Origin of the sequence: Clostridium sp. AF22-10 (genome assembly GCF_003478725.1) — a bacterium.
Classification (GTDB): Bacteria; Bacillota; Clostridia; order Lachnospirales; family Lachnospiraceae; genus Otoolea; species Otoolea fessa.
In genome coordinates this window covers 30,518-46,013 of record NZ_QUFZ01000001.1, presented here as the reverse complement: position 1 = coordinate 46,013, position 15,496 = coordinate 30,518, and the positions used below count along the sequence as shown (strand labels likewise).

General features: G+C 48.6%; 15 protein-coding genes and 8 tRNA genes. 17 read left to right on the top strand and 6 right to left on the bottom strand.

The annotated features are described in order from the left end of the window. Positions 1 to 199 precede the first annotated feature (199 nt). The 5 genes from DWX91_RS00185 to DWX91_RS00165 all read right to left on the bottom strand — a co-directional run bounded on the left by DWX91_RS00185 (position 200) and on the right by DWX91_RS00165 (position 1,535). On the bottom strand, positions 200 to 865 hold the full coding sequence (locus DWX91_RS00185) for a phosphatase PAP2 family protein (RefSeq protein WP_107000973.1): 666 nt from the start codon (positions 863 to 865) through the stop codon (positions 200 to 202). A 332-nt stretch (positions 866 to 1,197) separates the two neighbouring features. Then, positions 1,198 to 1,271: transfer RNA gene (locus DWX91_RS00180), tRNA-Met, on the bottom strand. An 18-nt stretch (positions 1,272 to 1,289) separates the two neighbouring features. Further along, positions 1,290 to 1,362, bottom strand: a tRNA-Val gene (locus tag DWX91_RS00175). An 8-nt stretch (positions 1,363 to 1,370) separates the two neighbouring features. Further along, positions 1,371 to 1,444: transfer RNA gene (locus DWX91_RS00170), tRNA-Met, on the bottom strand. Between the two features lie 18 nt (positions 1,445 to 1,462). Beyond that, a tRNA-Val gene (locus tag DWX91_RS00165) sits at positions 1,463 to 1,535 on the bottom strand. A gap of 241 nt (positions 1,536 to 1,776) precedes the next feature. Here DWX91_RS00165 and DWX91_RS17690 point away from each other — a divergent pair. The 10 genes from DWX91_RS17690 to DWX91_RS00120 all read left to right on the top strand — a co-directional run bounded on the left by DWX91_RS17690 (position 1,777) and on the right by DWX91_RS00120 (position 6,964). After that, positions 1,777 to 1,911: a hypothetical protein gene (locus DWX91_RS17690; RefSeq protein ID WP_412693784.1), complete on the top strand. Its 135-nt coding sequence runs from the start codon at positions 1,777 to 1,779 to the stop codon at positions 1,909 to 1,911. Then, a complete protein-coding gene (locus DWX91_RS00160) occupies positions 1,908 to 2,723 on the top strand; it encodes a diacylglycerol kinase family protein (protein ID WP_243098932.1) in 816 nt (271 codons plus the stop codon). Before DWX91_RS17690 ends, DWX91_RS00160 begins: the two co-directional genes overlap by 4 nt. A gap of 97 nt (positions 2,724 to 2,820) precedes the next feature. Then, entirely contained in the window at positions 2,821 to 3,396 is a 576-nt protein-coding gene (gene ispF / locus DWX91_RS00155) for a 2-C-methyl-D-erythritol 2,4-cyclodiphosphate synthase (protein ID WP_107000479.1), read from the top strand. Positions 3,397 to 3,414: 18 nt separating this feature from the next. After that, positions 3,415 to 4,824, top strand: a complete 1,410-nt coding sequence (gene cysS / locus DWX91_RS00150; RefSeq protein ID WP_107000478.1) for a cysteine--tRNA ligase — start codon at positions 3,415 to 3,417, stop codon at positions 4,822 to 4,824. After that, on the top strand, positions 4,809 to 5,246 hold the full coding sequence (locus DWX91_RS00145; RefSeq protein ID WP_107000477.1) for a Mini-ribonuclease 3: 438 nt from the start codon (positions 4,809 to 4,811) through the stop codon (positions 5,244 to 5,246). Before cysS ends, DWX91_RS00145 begins: the two co-directional genes overlap by 16 nt. A gap of 19 nt (positions 5,247 to 5,265) precedes the next feature. Further along, positions 5,266 to 6,030, top strand: a complete 765-nt coding sequence (rlmB, locus tag DWX91_RS00140) for a 23S rRNA (guanosine(2251)-2'-O)-methyltransferase RlmB (RefSeq protein WP_022358985.1) — start codon at positions 5,266 to 5,268, stop codon at positions 6,028 to 6,030. A gap of 233 nt (positions 6,031 to 6,263) precedes the next feature. Next, positions 6,264 to 6,336: transfer RNA gene (locus DWX91_RS00135), tRNA-Thr, on the top strand. Positions 6,337 to 6,439: 103 nt separating this feature from the next. Continuing rightward, positions 6,440 to 6,512, top strand: a tRNA-Ala gene (locus tag DWX91_RS00130). A gap of 277 nt (positions 6,513 to 6,789) precedes the next feature. Continuing rightward, positions 6,790 to 6,869 (top strand) — tRNA-Leu (locus tag DWX91_RS00125). Positions 6,870 to 6,880: 11 nt separating this feature from the next. Next, positions 6,881 to 6,964 (top strand) — tRNA-Leu (locus DWX91_RS00120). 149 nt (positions 6,965 to 7,113) lie between these two features. Here DWX91_RS00120 and DWX91_RS00115 read toward each other — a convergent pair. Continuing rightward, positions 7,114 to 7,449, bottom strand: coding sequence for a cyclic-di-AMP receptor (locus DWX91_RS00115; protein WP_022358984.1), 336 nt, complete (start codon positions 7,447 to 7,449; stop codon positions 7,114 to 7,116). Positions 7,450 to 7,637: 188 nt separating this feature from the next. Between DWX91_RS00115 and DWX91_RS17685 the strand changes: the two genes are divergently transcribed. The 7 genes from DWX91_RS17685 to DWX91_RS00085 all read left to right on the top strand — a co-directional run bounded on the left by DWX91_RS17685 (position 7,638) and on the right by DWX91_RS00085 (position 15,468). Then, positions 7,638 to 7,928: a hypothetical protein gene (locus DWX91_RS17685; protein ID WP_243024609.1), complete on the top strand. Its 291-nt coding sequence runs from the start codon at positions 7,638 to 7,640 to the stop codon at positions 7,926 to 7,928. Next, positions 7,925 to 8,251, top strand: a complete 327-nt coding sequence (locus DWX91_RS17680) for an HAD-IA family hydrolase (RefSeq protein WP_412693783.1) — start codon at positions 7,925 to 7,927, stop codon at positions 8,249 to 8,251. The genes DWX91_RS17685 and DWX91_RS17680 overlap by 4 nt, the downstream gene beginning before the upstream one ends. Positions 8,252 to 8,555: 304 nt before the next feature. Continuing rightward, complete coding sequence (locus tag DWX91_RS00105) at positions 8,556 to 8,801, top strand: (2Fe-2S) ferredoxin domain-containing protein (protein ID WP_022358982.1); 246 nt, start codon at positions 8,556 to 8,558, stop codon at positions 8,799 to 8,801. 37 nt (positions 8,802 to 8,838) lie between these two features. Beyond that, on the top strand, positions 8,839 to 10,554 hold the full coding sequence (locus DWX91_RS00100; protein ID WP_118472151.1) for a [Fe-Fe] hydrogenase large subunit C-terminal domain-containing protein: 1,716 nt from the start codon (positions 8,839 to 8,841) through the stop codon (positions 10,552 to 10,554). Further along, entirely contained in the window at positions 10,555 to 11,739 is a 1,185-nt protein-coding gene (locus DWX91_RS00095; RefSeq protein WP_022358980.1) for a SpoIIE family protein phosphatase, read from the top strand. A gap of 15 nt (positions 11,740 to 11,754) precedes the next feature. Next, positions 11,755 to 13,206, top strand: coding sequence for a 4Fe-4S dicluster domain-containing protein (locus DWX91_RS00090; RefSeq protein ID WP_118472150.1), 1,452 nt, complete (start codon positions 11,755 to 11,757; stop codon positions 13,204 to 13,206). A 648-nt stretch (positions 13,207 to 13,854) separates the two neighbouring features. Beyond that, positions 13,855 to 15,468, top strand: coding sequence for a DUF6273 domain-containing protein (locus DWX91_RS00085; RefSeq protein ID WP_147353127.1), 1,614 nt, complete (start codon positions 13,855 to 13,857; stop codon positions 15,466 to 15,468). Positions 15,469 to 15,496 lie beyond the last annotated feature (28 nt).

Here is a 15,496-nt window from a genome sequence, read left to right as displayed (position 1 = left end):
AAGTCGAGTGTTTCCAGATGGTCGGATTTTCTGATTCTATGTCAATCATTAGATATGATTCGATAAGGGATTACCACGTGATGAATGTTAGAGACCTAGTTTTCGTAATGGCTGCGGCAGGGGGGATTTATCGCAGATAAAAAGCTGGCACCTGTCATACTTTGGCGCCAGCTTATGTTTACTTGTCTTGAGAAATCCTTTAGCGAATATATTCTGGTTCGTTCTCTGTCTCTTCCTGCGTGCTTCCCGCATATACTAACGGATAGATAGCTGCGCTTAAAAGAATCGCGCCTGCGACGTCCAGAACCGAGTGCTGTTTCAGCGAGACAGTTGCCATGCAGATAGCGACCATCAGGATACCGGAAAGAATCCGGATTACTTTGTGCTTTTTCAGAGACTCACTCTTCATGACCGCGATGTGGGTTCCGATGGAATTGTACACGTGGATGCTTGGAAATACATTCGTGTTCGTGTCAGCCTGGTGGAGCATATAGACCAGACGGGAACAGAGGTTCTTGTCCGGGTTTACGGCGGTCCGCAGGTCAGTTCCATTCGGGAACAGGGTGCAGATTAAGAGTGACAGCGTCATACCGGTAAATAAAAATGCACATAACCGGTAATATTCTTCCTTGTTCTTGAAGAACAGGTATGCAATCGCAGCGGTCACATAGGCGAACCACAGTAAATATGGGATGACGAAGTATTCATTAAACGGAATCATATCATCCAGCGATGAGTGCATGATATGGTAATTGGAGGTCACGGTTTTTTCCAGATGCATAAACCACGGAAGATAGATAAATCCGTATCCCAGAATCCATATATGCCCGTATTTCTTCAGGAGTTCCTTCAGAAAATGTTTCATATCAATCAACCTCGATTTTCTTTTTATCATAAATAAATTAACATTATTTTAACATCTCTCCAAGTTCGTCTGATTATAGCACACTCACCCGCCAACTTCAAGGCTAAATAGGGATTGTTATAAATATTAAGAAAAAGGTTATGGAATGTGAAATTTGTTAAACAAAAATTTTATGGATGGACAGGGACTTTGGATTTATATATTTTATGCGGCTGTATATATGTGTCAACCGTGAGGGTATATGCGCTATCGCCTTTCACATAGGAAGTTAGTTTTAGAGTGAATTTAGGCAAAATAAAAACAGCTTGCTCAACTGCAAGCTGCTTCATCAATAGCGAGAGGGGGATTCGAACCCTCGACACCGCGGGTATGAACCGCGTGCTCTAGCCAACTGAGCTATCTCGCCATATTAAATTTTAAAAAGTGGGACCTACAGGGCTCGAACCTGTGACCCTCTGCTTGTAAGGCAGATGCTCTCCCAGCTGAGCTAAGATCCCAGATAAAATAGCGAGAGGGGGATTCGAACCCTCGACACCGCGGGTATGAACCGCGTGCTCTAGCCAACTGAGCTATCTCGCCATATTAAATTTAGAAAAGTGGGACCTACAGGGCTCGAACCTGTGACCCTCTGCTTGTAAGGCAGATGCTCTCCCAGCTGAGCTAAGATCCCGCTGACACTCGCACAAATCACGACTGCTTTGCAAGTATAATATAAATTTTCAAGATTGTCAACACTTTTGAGAAAATAATTTATAGAAATTTTCTTATCATTTAAAAGGAAGTATGGTATACTTATCTCATGCAAAATTGTAATGGCGCTGTATCCTGTGACAGGTATTCTGGCAGGGTAAAAGATAAAATATAACGCCCCGGCAGGGGAGTTTCTGTATTTTCGGAAAGCAGGGGACGTTATGGCAAAATATGAGGATGGAGTAATGTATTATTTCATTATTAATCCCGCTTCACAGAGTGGCCGCGGCTATAAGATATGGAAGAAAATAGAGCAGCGGCTTGTGCGGGACGGGGTTGAGTATCAGCATATTTGACAGAATATGCGGGGCAGGCGACAGAGTATGCAAAGAAGCTGACGTCCCACTGCAAGGAGGCACGGGTGATTGTGGTCGTGGGCGGTGACGGGACGATGAATGAGGTCGTGGACGGAATCGTTTCCTGCGACATGGTGACGCTGGGCTATATTCCGGTGGGGACAGGCAGTGATCTGGCGCGCGGGCTCCGGCTTTCGAGAAGACCGATGCGCGGACTGCGCCGGATTTTTAAGGCGCGGCGGATCCGGCAGATCGATTATGGTGTGATTGCATACGGCGATGATGTGCTCCGACATCGGCGTTTTATCGTCAGCGCGGGGATCGGGCTGGATGCGGAAGTGTGCCAGCATATGCAGCGTTCGGCGATCAAAAATATCTGCAACCGGATTCATCTGCGGCGATTGTCGTACCGGATACTGGGATTTATACAGTATTTGAAGGCGAAACCGATCCGGGGGTATATTTTGCTCGATGGAACGCGCCGGGTGGAATTTAATTATATTTATTTTATCAGTGCACAGATTCAACCCTGCGAGGGCGGCGGATTCTGGTTTGCGCCGAAGGCGGACAGCAGCGACGGCAACCTGGAGGTCTGCATTGTCAGCCATGCCTCGAAGCGGCAGGTGCTTGGAACCCTGCTCCGGGCGTTGTTCCGGCGCTCCCACAACCGGGGGCTTCGGTGCTTCAGCTGCCGGGAGGTCCAGATCTACACGGAACGCCCGATGGCAGTTCACGTGGACGGCGAGGGCTGTCAGTACCAGAGCAATCTGGAAGTCCGCTGTATTGAGCGTAAATTAAAAATTGTTGGATAAGTGTATATTTTTCAAAAGTATAAAATAATTCATCAAATAAAGTAACTGCGGGCAGTCCGGACAGTTACAAAATGATCAAGAAAGGAACTGGAATACGATGAGAATAGGACAGGGATATGATGTGCATAAACTTGTTCCGGATCGGGAACTGATTTTAGGCGGCGTGACGATCCCGTATGAGAAGGGGCTGTTAGGACATTCGGATGCGGATGTGCTGGTGCATGCGGTGATGGATGCGCTCTTAGGGGCGGCGGCACTGGGCGACATCGGACAGCATTTTCCGGACACGGATCCGGAATATGAGGGTGCGTCGAGCATCGAGCTTCTGAAAAAGGTAGGGAAACTTCTGCAGGAACGCGGCTATGTGATTGAAAATATCGATGCCACGATCATTGCGCAGCGCCCGAAGCTGGCTGCATACCGCCCACAGATGGCAGAAAATATTGCAGATGCGCTGGGGCTTCCGGTCAGCCGCGTGAGTGTCAAGGCGACGACCGAGGAAGGGCTTGGTTTTACAGGCAGCGGCGAGGGCATTTCCTCACAGGCGATTACCCTGTTGACGGAAGTGGAGAATTACTGTTATGATAGTGAAATGATGACGCAGGCAGCGGCTTGCGGTGGATGCGGCGGCTGTGGCGGCTGTCAGGCAGCACCGGAAGCAGATTTAAAATAGAAGAGGAGTAATGAGGTTATGAAAATTTTCAACACATTGTCCCGCAGAAAAGAGGAGTTTGTGCCGATCGAACCGGGCAAGGTTAAGATGTATGTGTGCGGACCGACCGTTTACAATTTTATTCATATTGGAAATGCAAGACCGATGATCGTATTTGATACGGTCCGCCGGTATTTTGAGTACAAAGGATACGAAGTAAACTATGTATCTAACTTTACTGATGTGGATGACAAGATCATCAGGAAAGCCATCGAGGAGGGCGTGGATGCGGAGACGATCTCCAAGCGCTATATCGCAGAGTGCAAAAAAGATATGGAGATGATGAACGTCAAACCGGCGACGAAGAATCCGCAGGCGACTCAGGAGATCGGCGGTATGATCGAGATGATCAATACGTTGATCGAAAAAGGACATGCGTATGTGGCAGCTGACGGCACGGTTTATTTCCGCACCAAATCCTTTAAAGAGTACGGAAAACTGTCCCATAAAAATCTGGACGATCTGCAGTCCGGCTTCCGTGAGATCAAGGTAACCGGCGAGGAAGGCAAGGAAGATCCGACCGATTTCGTTCTCTGGAAACCGAAAAAAGAAGGAGAGCCGTTCTGGGAGTCTCCGTGGTGCCAGGGCCGTCCAGGCTGGCATATCGAGTGCTCCGAGATGTCCAAGAAATACCTTGGCGAGTCCATCGATATCCATGCAGGCGGAGAGGATCTGATCTTCCCGCACCATGAAAATGAGATCGCGCAGAGCGAGTGCGCGAACGGCAAGACCTTTGCCAACTACTGGATGCACAACGCATTCTTAAATATTGATAACCGCAAGATGTCCAAATCTCTTGGAAACTTCTTTACCGTGCGTGAGATCAGTGAGAAATACGATTTGCAGGTTCTGCGTCTCTTCATGCTGAGCGCCCAGTACCGCAGCCCGCTCAATTTCAGCGCGGATTTGATGGAAGCTTCGAAAAACAGCTTAGAGCGCATCCGCACTGCGGCAGAGCATCAGGCAGACTGCCTGAAAGCAGCGAAAGAGGGCGAGATGACGGCAGAGGAGAAGCAGAATCAGGCAGCAGTCGAGGAGTTGGTTCAGAAGTTCGAGACGGCGATGGACGATGATTTCAACACCGCAGATGCGATTTCAGCTATTTTTGAGATTGTACGCCTGAGCAACTCCACGATTTCGGAAGCATCGACGAAGGCATATGTTTCTTATGTCAAAGAGACGATGGACAAACTCTGCGATGTGCTCGGTATTATCACGGAGAAGAAGGAAGAGATTCTGGACAGCGAAGTAGAAGACTTGATCGCAAAACGCCAGCAGGCGAGAAAAGACAAGAATTTCGCACTGGCGGATGAGATCCGTGGACAGCTTCTCGATATGGGAATTATTCTGGAAGATACGAGAGAGGGCGTCAAATGGAAACGGGCTTAAATGCGTTTAAGGAAGCGCTGCATTTAAAACATGTTGAGGCGGGGGAGTATTCCCCGCTGGCGCTGGCGTATATCGGCGATGCGGTCTATGAGCTGGCGATCCGCACCCTTGTCATGAACCGCGGCAATATGCAGGTCAACAAGATGCACAAGAAGACGGCGAACCTGGTCAAGGCGGACGCACAGGCACATTTTTATCTGCTTTTGGAGGAAGAGCTGACGGATGCGGAGAAGGCGGCATACCGACGCGGACGCAATGCGAAATCTTTTACGATGCCGAAGCACGCGACGATGAAGGATTACCGGATGGCGACCGGATTTGAGGCGCTGATGGGCTATCTCTATCTGACCGAGCAGTTTGACAGGATGGCAGAACTTCTGGGAAAAGGGCTGGAACAGATGGGAGAATTAATATCGTTATAAATCATGATGAGGAAAATAGATGGAACAGGAAAATAAGCAGGAAAATAGATTTGAAGAGACGATGATCGAAGGCAGAAACGCCGTTTTAGAGGCATTCCGTTCGGGCAAGACGGTGGATAAGCTGTTTGTGCTGGATGGCTGCCAGGATGGACCGGTCAAGACGATCACGAGAGAGGCAAAAAAGCAGAATACGATCATCCACTATGTGGCGAAGGAGAGACTCGACCAGCTTTCTGAGACCGGCAAGCATCAGGGCGTGATTGCACAGGCAGCGGCATACCGCTATGCAGAGGTGGAAGATATGCTAAAGCTGGCAGAAGAGAAAGGTGAGCCGCCGTTTCTCTTTATTCTGGATGGCATTGAGGATCCGCACAATCTGGGTGCGATCATCCGTACTGCCAATCTGGCAGGCGCACATGGCGTGATCATCCCGAAACGCCGCGCAGTGGGACTGACATCGACGGTTGCGAAGACCTCGGCGGGAGCGCTGAATTATACGCCGGTGGCGAAGGTAACCAATATTTCAGCCACGATCGAGGAGCTGAAAGAGAGAGGACTCTGGTTTGTCTGTGCCGATATGGGAGGAGAGAGCATGTACCGCCTCGACTTAAAAGGACCGATCGGTCTGGTGATTGGCAATGAGGGCGAAGGTGTCAGCCGTCTGGTGCGGGAAAAATGTGATTTCATCGCATCGATCCCGATGAAGGGAGATATCGACTCCCTGAACGCATCGGTGGCAGCTGGCGTGCTGGCATATGAGATTGTGCGTCAGAGAATGATGTAGGGTAAGTGAAAGGTATCGGGCAACCGATTCCGCTGCTCCCCTCCCCGTTGGAATCATATAGAAATATGAAAAGATAGGAAATGAGAATCGGATGTCTGCGAATGAAAACGGAGGCATCCGATGAAAAAAACGGGAAATTTAAAAAAATAAAAAAAATTCAAAAAAACCGTTGACAAAACGATTGTATCATGATAAACTAATCGAGCTTAGAGATGAGCCGAAAACAAAAAGATGCTGCTGTAGCACAGTCGGTAGTGCGTCGCATTGGTAGTGCGGAGGTCACGGGTCCGATTCCCGTCAGCAGCTCTGCTAGAAAAGAACGGAAGCCTTTGATTTACAAGGGTTTCCGTTTTTTTTATTCTCTACTTGCAATTCATTCCAGTTGTGCTATAATGATAACAGTTTGGACGGGGACATAGCTCAGCTGGGAGAGCGTTGCGTTCGCAACGCAAAGGTCGCGGGTTCGAATCCCGTTGTCTCCATGATAGAGAAAGCCTTGAAAACACTGGTTTTTCCTTTGTTTTCAAGGCTTTTTTGTGTTTTTAAGATTTCAAGCGGAACAAAATATTCCGTTATAGGTACACACGTTTCGGTGCAAGGATTACACGAAAGATTACACGGACTTTCAGTATCGATGAATTTGCCGCACATTTTTTCTAAAAGAACTTTCGAAAAAATTCAAAAAAATAAAAAAAACTCTTCCATTTTGAACTACCCTATGTTATAATAAACTCACTTGTGAGTCAGAAAGACAAGCAAGCGGGCATGGCGGAATTGGCAGACGCGCCAGATTTAGGTTCTGGTACGAGAGTGTGCAGGTTCAAGTCCTGTTGCCCGCACTAGAAATTACGCAGAAGTGGCGGAATTGGCAGACGCGCACGGTTCAGGTCCGTGTGATGGCAACATCATGAGGGTTCAAGTCCCTTCTTCTGCATGATTAGCTGTAGAACCTGAGTGCAGCGTGGAACTCCCAGAGATGATTTCTCCGGGAGTTTTTCTTTTTCTATAAAAGGAATCAAAAAGGGGCAGACGCGCAAGCGAAAGCCCCTTTTGTGATTCGGATTTGTAATATAAATCAAAAAATTAGAATTTCTGAAATTCTTCTACATTTATTACAAAAACGGTTGCTCCGCCGACTTTCATGTTCATCGGAACGGTCATATTGACGGTCGGGCAGCAGTTTCCGGCCATGGTCGGCGGCGTGTATACAAGCTGCTCGCGGGCACCGGACATTTTTTTGATGATGGAAATGGCGTCCTCGACGCGTTCATCTTCGACACCGAGCATCAGGGTTGTACTTTTCTTTTTCAGAAAGCCGCCCATCGTGGAAAGCTTGGTGACAAAGAAGGAGTGCTGGTTTAATTCATATACTAAATCATCGGCGTCCTCACTGCCAATGATTGCGATAATCATTTTCATAAGCGGTACCTCCTGAAAAATTTTCTATTATTGTACCATTAATTTATGAAAATGGAAATAAAAAAATGAGAAATTTATGTTAAAATATAAATGATTATGATTGCTTGCAGGTGAGAATTTTTTGGACTGAAAATTCCATCTGACGCAGGAATGGCGGCAGATTTGCGGGAATAGAGAAAGGCAGAAGTATGATTCGAAATATAGTATTTGATATGGGAATGGTTTTACTGGAGTATGATCCGGTCAAGGTGTGCTGGGAGTACACAGATAATCCGGAGGATGTGGAGTGGATGCGCCGCGAATTGTTTGATTCGAAGGAGTGGTCGCTTTTAGACGAGGGAACGCTGACGGATGCACAGGCGCTGGAGCGGGTTCAGAAACGCCTGCCAAATGAACATTTGCGCTGGCTGGCGAAGGAAAGTCTGGAACACTGGCATGAGTACAACATCTGGCAAAGCCGGGGATGGGAGAGCTGGTGAAGGAACTGAAAGAAAAGGGCTGCGGCATCTACCTCTGCTCGAATTGTTCCGTGCGCCTGCGTGTGTTCGAGCAGGAGATTCCGGGCATTGAATATTTTGATGGCACGCTTGTCTCAGCGGAGGAGAAGCTGGCGAAGCCGAATCCGGCGATCTATGAGAGATTGTTTGAAAAATTTCATCTCAAAGCGGAAGAATGCTTTTTCATCGATGACCGTCAGGATAACATCGACAGCGCGAAGGGCTGCGGCATGGATGGTTACTGTTTTGCGGACGGGAATGTGGAGAGGCTACGGGCGTACATGGGGAAGATGGAAATATTATAGAAAAGCAGTGCAAGGTGCCCGATAAAAAGATTATTTTCCTAAAAAACACCGGGAGAGTCATAAGCTGATGAAAAGAAAGTGAAAAGGTTTTGGAATCAGGTACTTATGGTCTAAAAAAAATACAAAATCAGAAAGAAATTTGATTGATAATAATATCACAATATGAGATAATGAAGAAGAATGGGGAAAGATGCATTTTTAGTAAATTCCCCTGGAAGATGCATGTGAACAGGCAGTTTTTTGACCGGGAATCTCCGGTGAAAGGCTGCGTCTGTTTTATAACGGATAGTGAGGAGGTCATTATATGAGAGTATCGATTTGTATCGGAAGTGCCTGTCATCTGAAAGGATCCCGCGAGGTAATCCAGAAGCTGCAGAAGCTGGTTTCAGAGAATCATCTGGACAGTGAGGTGGATTTAAATGGAGATTTCTGCAGCGGCAACTGCCGTAAAGGTGTCTGTGTGACGGTAGATGGAGAACTGTATTCCGTAAAACCGGAGACAACTGAAGAATTTTTCCAGAAGGAGATTCTGGGACGCCTGAACGCGTAATCGTTTACATATAACGGCAAAAAGAGAGGGAGAGTCTATGCCGATTATTGATTTTAAGGCGACGATGTGTAAGCATTGTTATAAATGTGTGCGGGGCTGCGAAGTGAAATCAATCATGATCCGGGATGGTCATGCATATATCATGCCAAATCGCTGTATTCTCTGTGGGCAGTGCCTTTTGAACTGCCCGCAGTCGGCAAAACGTGTTCCGAGCGAACTTTCCAAGGTCAAAAAGCTGATTGAGAGCGGCGCACCGGTTATTGCATCGCTGTCGTCTTCCTATATGGGGGTTCTGCCGTATAAAAAGCGGGGGCAGGTCAAGTCAGCATTAAAAAAGCTGGGATTTACGAATGTTTGTGATGCGGCGGAGGGCGCCGCGCTGGCGACGGAAGAGTATGTCCGTTTATTAGAGCAGGGCGAGATGAAAAATATCATCACAACTGCCTGTCCGAGTATCGTGAACCTGATTGAGATTCATTATCCGGAACTGATCAAATATCTGGCACCGGTGCTGATTCCGTCGGGGATCCATACGCGCATGCTGCACGCGGAGTTCGGCGAGGCGGCGAAGGTAGTCGTGATCGGACCGTGTATCGCGGAAAAAGAGAAAAACAGGGTTGTGAAGCCCGATGCAGTCCTCACATTTGAGGATTTAAAACAGTGGCTGTCAGAGGAACAGATCGAGATCGAAGCATGTGAGGAAGAACCGTTCGAAGATCGTGAACCGGGCGCGAACCTGCGTTATCCGGTCAGCGGCGGACTGCTTACGGCGGTGACGGCGACCCAGAAGAAACCGGACAAGTACCGCAAGTTCTACGTCAGCGGCGTTAAGGACTGCCTGGATGTCTGTGAGGCGATGAAAACCGGCGAGGTGGCTGGCTGTTTCATCGAGATGAACGCTTGTCATGGAGGCTGTGTCAATGGACCGTCCACGGCGACCTCAGTGTCGAGTTTTAAAGTTAAGCTGGATCTGGAAGCGATGCTTCCGAAGGAACCGGCAGATCTATCCCTGATGCATGAGGCGGCGCGCCAGGTGGAGATTCACCGGACGTTTGTGGATCGTTCCCAGAAGGAGCGGATTCCGACCGAGGAAGAGATCCGGGAGATCTTGAAAAAGACGGGCAAGATGACGCCGGAGCAGGAATTAAACTGTGGTGCGTGCGGTTATCCGACCTGCCGGGAGAAGGCAATCGCTGTTTTCCAGAAAAAGGCGGAGGTCGATATGTGTATTCCGTACCTGCATGACCGGGCGCAGTCACTGTCTCATCTGGTGATGGATACGTCCCCGAACCTGATCATGATCATCGACGATGATATGCGGATCCAGGAGTGTTCGGTGGCGGCAGAAATGTATTTCGGCGTCAAACCGGAGGCGATCAAGGGAAAACCGCTGGAGGACTTTATCAACGCCGAGGATGTACGCGAGGTATTCCGGACGCACACAAGCGTCCACAGCCGGAAAGTGATCTATCCGGATCGGAATCTTGTGACGCTTCAAAACATTGCGTATATCGATGACGGCAATTTTGTCATTGCCACGATCATTGATGTGACGCGCGAGGAAAAACAGGCAAAACAGGAATATGCCAAGAAAAAGGCGACCATTGATCTGGCACAGAATGTCATTTACAAACAGATGATGGTTGCACAGAATATTGCCGGACTCCTGGGTGAGACGACGGCGGAGACGAAGACAACCCTGATGAAGCTTTGTTCCCTGATTGACGATGAGAGCGAAAGTGAGGTCCGATAAATGGGAGTAACCGTAGATGTCACGTTTAAAAGTCTGAATAAGTATTCAGAGATCCTGTGCGGCGATACGGTAGAGTGCCTGAAAACGGAAGATTCGGACGTTATCATTCTGGCGGACGGCATGGGAAGCGGCGTCAAGGCGAATATTCTTTCGACGCTGACGGCAAAGATTCTGGGTACGATGTTTTTAAATGGAGCCACGCTGGAGGAATGTGTGGAGACGATTGTGCAGACGCTTCCGATCTGTCAGACGAGACAGGTGGCGTATGCGACGTTCTCGATTCTCCAGATTTTCAACAACGGCGAGGTATATTTAGTTGAATATGATAACCCGCGATGCATTTTTTTGCGCTGTGGTCATGTGGTGGAGCTGCAGAAATACAAGCGTCTCGTCAAGGACAAGGAGATCAGCGAGTGCCGGTTCCAGGTTCAGAAGGGTGATGCGCTGGTACTTGTCAGCGACGGCGTGACGCACGCGGGAGTCGGAAAGAGCGGCAAATATAAATTTGGCTGGCCGTGGGAGTCGGTGGCAGAGTTTGTTTCGGAACAATGTCTGACCTCTCTTTCGTCGGCACGTATGGCGGCGGCACTCTGTGCGGAATGCAGCCAGATTTACGAGGGAAAACCGGGCGATGATACGACGGTTGTGGTAGCTCGGATCATTGACCGGAAACCGGTCAACCTGATGACGGGACCGCCGCTCGACCGCAATGACGATGAGACGATCACGGCGGATTTTATGAAAGATGAGTCGGCAAAGCACATTGTATCGGGCGGAACCAGCGCGACGATCCTGTCGCGGGAGCTGGGACGACCGCTGCGGGTATCAATGGATTACAGCGACCCGGATATTCCGCCGATCGCTTTTATGGAAGGCATCGATCTGGTGACGGAGGGAGTCCTGACGCTGCGGAAAGCGATCGAACTTCTGAAACGCTATCTGATCGAATGCGATTTAAGTTCTGAGTTTTTCAGCGAGTTGGACAAGAAAAATGGTGCGTCCATGATCGCGAAGATTTTGATAGAAGACTGCACGGAATTACATATGTTTGTGGGAACGGCGGCGAACAGCGCCTACCAGAATCCAGGGATGGCGTTTGATCTGGGAATCCGCCAGAACCTGGTCAAACAGCTAAAAGAAGCAGTCGAAGGTATGGGAAAGAAAGTTACGGTAACGTATTATTAATAAGGAGGATAAACCATGGTAACGAATGACGCGACAATTCTGCGCATCAAACATGAGATACTTTATGAGGTAGCAAAGCTTGCCTGGAATGATCAGTTAGAGGACGGAAGAGACGATATTCCGTACAAAATCAGCCCTGGTCCGCAGGCACAGTACCGCTGCTGTGTATACAAGGAGAGAGAGATTGTCCGCCAGAGAATCCGTCTGGCAGAAGGTAAATGTCCGTCTGACCGCAATACAAACAACGTCGTACAGGTTATCAATGCAGCCTGTGAGGAGTGCCCGATTGCGTCCTACACAGTCACCGATAACTGCCGTAAATGTATGGGTAAAGCCTGCCAGAACTCCTGTCCGTTTGGAGCGATCAGCATGGGAAATACCAAGGCGCACATCGACCCAGATAAATGCCGCGAGTGCGGAAAGTGTTCCCAGGCATGCCCATACAATGCGATTGCCCATCTGGAGCGCCCGTGTAAGAAGGTCTGCCCAGTGGATGCGATTACCTACGATGAGTATGGTATATGTGTGATCGATGAGAAAAAATGTATCCAGTGTGGCGCCTGCATCCATTCCTGCCCGTTCGGTGCGATCGGTTCCAAGACCTTCATGGTCGATGTGATCCGCCTGATCAACGCAGGCAAAAAGGTCGTAGCGATGCTGGCACCGGCGACCGAAGGCCAGTTTGGACCAGACATCACGTTTGCAAGCTGGAAAACAGCTTTAAAGAAGATTGGATTTGCAGATATGATCGAGGTTGGTCTGGGCGGCGATATGACCGCGGCAGCCGAGGCAGAAGAGTGGGCGGAAGCTTACAAAGAGGGCAAGAAGATGACGACCTCCTGCTGTCCGGCATTTGTCAACATGATCAAACAGCATTTCCCACAGCTGCTTGACAATATGTCTACGACGGTTTCCCCGATGTGTGCGATCTCACGTATGCTGAAGGCGCAGGATCCGGAGGTTGTCACCGTCTTTATCGGACCGTGTATCGCGAAGAAGAGCGAGACGCTGGATCTGAATATCCAGGGCAATGCGGACTATGCGATGACCTACGGAGAGATCCGTGCGATGATGCGGGCGAAAGACGTAAATCTGGAGCCGGAAGAGAACAGTATTCAGGAAGCCAGTGTATTTGGAAAACGCTTCGGCAACGGCGGCGGCGTAACAGCGGCGGTATTAGAATGTCTGAAGGAGTCTGGTGAGAATACCGATATCAAGGTAGCACGCTGCAACGGTGCGGCTGAGTGTAAGAAGGCCCTTCTTCTTCTGAAAGTGGGACGTCTGCCGGAGGACTTCATCGAGGGTATGGCGTGCGTCGGCGGCTGTGTCGGCGGACCGAGCAAGCACAAAGCCGAGCTGGAGGCGAAGAAGTCGAGAGACAAACTCATCGCCGAGGCAGATGCAAGAGAAGTACATGAGAACCTGAAGGCGTATGATATGTCGTCGTTCTCGATGCATCGGCATTGATGTGGGATACCCTTGGGAGAATGTGGCTGAGATAAAATAAATAGGAATTTATATATGAGTTAGTGGGAAAGTGTCTGCTCTGGAAAATGAAATTTGGGATATGAATTTTATTTTCTGGGGCGGGCGTTTTTCGTTGTGAAAATTCCAAAAGAGTTCTTGCATTTAGAGAATAGATGTGTTAAACTCAATATATCTTATCGAAATGAACTGCGGTCGCAGGTGGTTTCGTTCTAATTTATCTTTTTATTCTGGTAATTTGTGAGGTGCGTTTCGCACAGAATTCGATGATTTAGGAAAATTTGGGAGAATCGGATAACTGTATCGTTATAAAAAATGTGCAATATATTATATGATATATGCAATGCAAAATGAAAGCTTTTTATAGACGGAAAGAACCGCTGTCTGACTCAGAGTGAGAGTGTGTTTTGAATCAAATTAGAACTTATATAGTTACTGTTCACAGGTAGGCACTTTTGGAACCGAAAGTGCCGTAAGAAAACGTGGTGGCAGCAGGAATTTGCCGTATTTAAATGCGAAGCCACGGCAAATTCCGTTACTGGGCACGTATGCGTGAACAGTAACCTTATATAACTTGCGAAAGAGGATAAGAAAAGGGATGTGAAAAAGATTTGAGGGGGGAGGTTTGAGTTGTTAAAAATAAACATGGGGGCTCATAAAGGGTGTCGCTGCCGGAATGGTACCATTTTGGGAATATCACTGATATTGATATTTTCATCCGGTAGAATGGCGCTGGCAGCTGAAAATGCAGTGAAACAGGCAGAAAAAGCTGTCATAGTCGGCTACAGCGTTTCATTTATAGATGCTGAGAATGCAAATCATCTTATATTTCATACGCAGACGGGCAAAGTTTTGGAAGGAACTTCCCTGAACGTATCTTTCCCAGAGCAAATCATAGGGAGCGACGGGCATATCTGGAAATCAGCGGTACAGTCACCGCAAATATTTGAACTGTATGGAACAGGAACTGAAAAAATTTATATCAAATATGAAAGAGGCGGCAAGGTTCCAGAAATGGGAGCAGAGGAGGATGCCGCCATGCTGGCGCTTCGGAAACGCCTGGAACGATGGAAACAGAGTGCATGGGAGGCGGAGTGCGCCATATTTGGGCGCGAGGATGCGGCGGTATCGGGCAGCGGTTCCGGTCTGACCGTTCAAAATCAGTCGGAAAATGATGCCAGGATCCGGAATCTGGTATCTGCGATCGGGGATGCAGCGTGGCATGAATTTTATCTGATTGGTCAGGATTTTACACCGTCGGCAAAAACAATCGGGGTGGAATACGACGCAGTTTATTCTGAGGTAGAAGAGGATTCCTTTTCGGTGGATGGAAAGGAATATATCATCACGCGCATCCGGGTGCGGAGAAACTGGGATGACCGTACTTGTACGCATCAGTGGAGCCAATGGGAGTGGGAGGAAAATGATTGCTTAAAGAATGGGCGGGCAGTGTATGTCTGCGGACGATGTCAGAAAGAAAAGATAGAGCGCCTTCCGGCGCTGGGGCACCTGGATGAAAACGGGGATCAAATCTGTGACCGCTGTGGAAGCGTGGATTGGAGTGAAAGTGAAATGCCCGAAAAAGTGATCTGGAAGGAGGGCGATGTCCAGATGCGCGAGGTGGGCGGAGAGATTTTGTCATTTACCTGTATCGACGACGATTACCATGACTGGCAGAATGAACACCGGAAAGCAGCGCTGTTTCTCTGTGACCGCGTGATCCGGGCGGATGTGGACACGGCACCGGGAAAAAAGATGAAGATTTTCTCGTTTGGCAAAGACAATAATTATAAAACTTCGCAGGTGCGCGCATGGCTGCAGAAAAACAGTCAGAACAGCAGTTTCTGTCTGGAACCGATCCATACGGGAATCCAGACCGCGTACACGGGAAGCACGGCGGCTGGTGCATTTTCGCAGACGTCCGGGCGGGAACTGGCGCGTCATGATATTGGTTTTCAGTTTATGAACGACCAGCTTTTCTGCCTGTCATTGGAAGAGGCACTTGCGTACCGGGAATATCTATGGCGGTTTGATTCCGGGGATGATAACCCACAAAGTCAGGTCAGTGCCTATTCACAGGGATATTATCTGCGGACGCCTTTTTATTTGCAGGATGAAAACGGGAAATTCATTTATAATCAGCAGATTTATGGCGTTGATCTGGTAAATGGCTGTCTGCGTCCGGTGAGGACGGACAGTGAGACATATGGAGTACGTCCGGCATTTGCACTGTCACAGATGTAAAAAAGAATACTTGTTGAGCTTGGAAAGC

Bases quoted from the DNA above. Each gene is read 5' to 3' on its own strand.
- ispF (WP_107000479.1), top strand. From the start codon at position 2,821: ATGAGAATAGGACAGGGATATGATGTGCATAAACTTGTTCCGGATCGG.
- DWX91_RS17690 (WP_412693784.1), top strand. From the start codon at position 1,777: ATGGCAAAATATGAGGATGGAGTAATGTATTATTTCATTATTAATCCC.
- DWX91_RS00185 (WP_107000973.1), bottom strand. From the start codon at position 865: ATGAAACATTTTCTGAAGGAACTCCTGAAGAAATACGGGCATATATGG.
- DWX91_RS00090 (WP_118472150.1), top strand. From the start codon at position 11,755: ATGGTAACGAATGACGCGACAATTCTGCGCATCAAACATGAGATACTT.
- cysS (WP_107000478.1), top strand. From the start codon at position 3,415: ATGAAAATTTTCAACACATTGTCCCGCAGAAAAGAGGAGTTTGTGCCG.
- DWX91_RS00100 (WP_118472151.1), top strand. From the start codon at position 8,839: ATGCCGATTATTGATTTTAAGGCGACGATGTGTAAGCATTGTTATAAA.
- rlmB (WP_022358985.1), top strand. From the start codon at position 5,266: ATGGAACAGGAAAATAAGCAGGAAAATAGATTTGAAGAGACGATGATC.
- DWX91_RS00145 (WP_107000477.1), top strand. From the start codon at position 4,809: ATGGAAACGGGCTTAAATGCGTTTAAGGAAGCGCTGCATTTAAAACAT.
- DWX91_RS00105 (WP_022358982.1), top strand. From the start codon at position 8,556: ATGAGAGTATCGATTTGTATCGGAAGTGCCTGTCATCTGAAAGGATCC.
- DWX91_RS00115 (WP_022358984.1), bottom strand. From the start codon at position 7,449: ATGAAAATGATTATCGCAATCATTGGCAGTGAGGACGCCGATGATTTA.
- DWX91_RS00095 (WP_022358980.1), top strand. From the start codon at position 10,555: ATGGGAGTAACCGTAGATGTCACGTTTAAAAGTCTGAATAAGTATTCA.
- DWX91_RS17685 (WP_243024609.1), top strand. From the start codon at position 7,638: ATGATTCGAAATATAGTATTTGATATGGGAATGGTTTTACTGGAGTAT.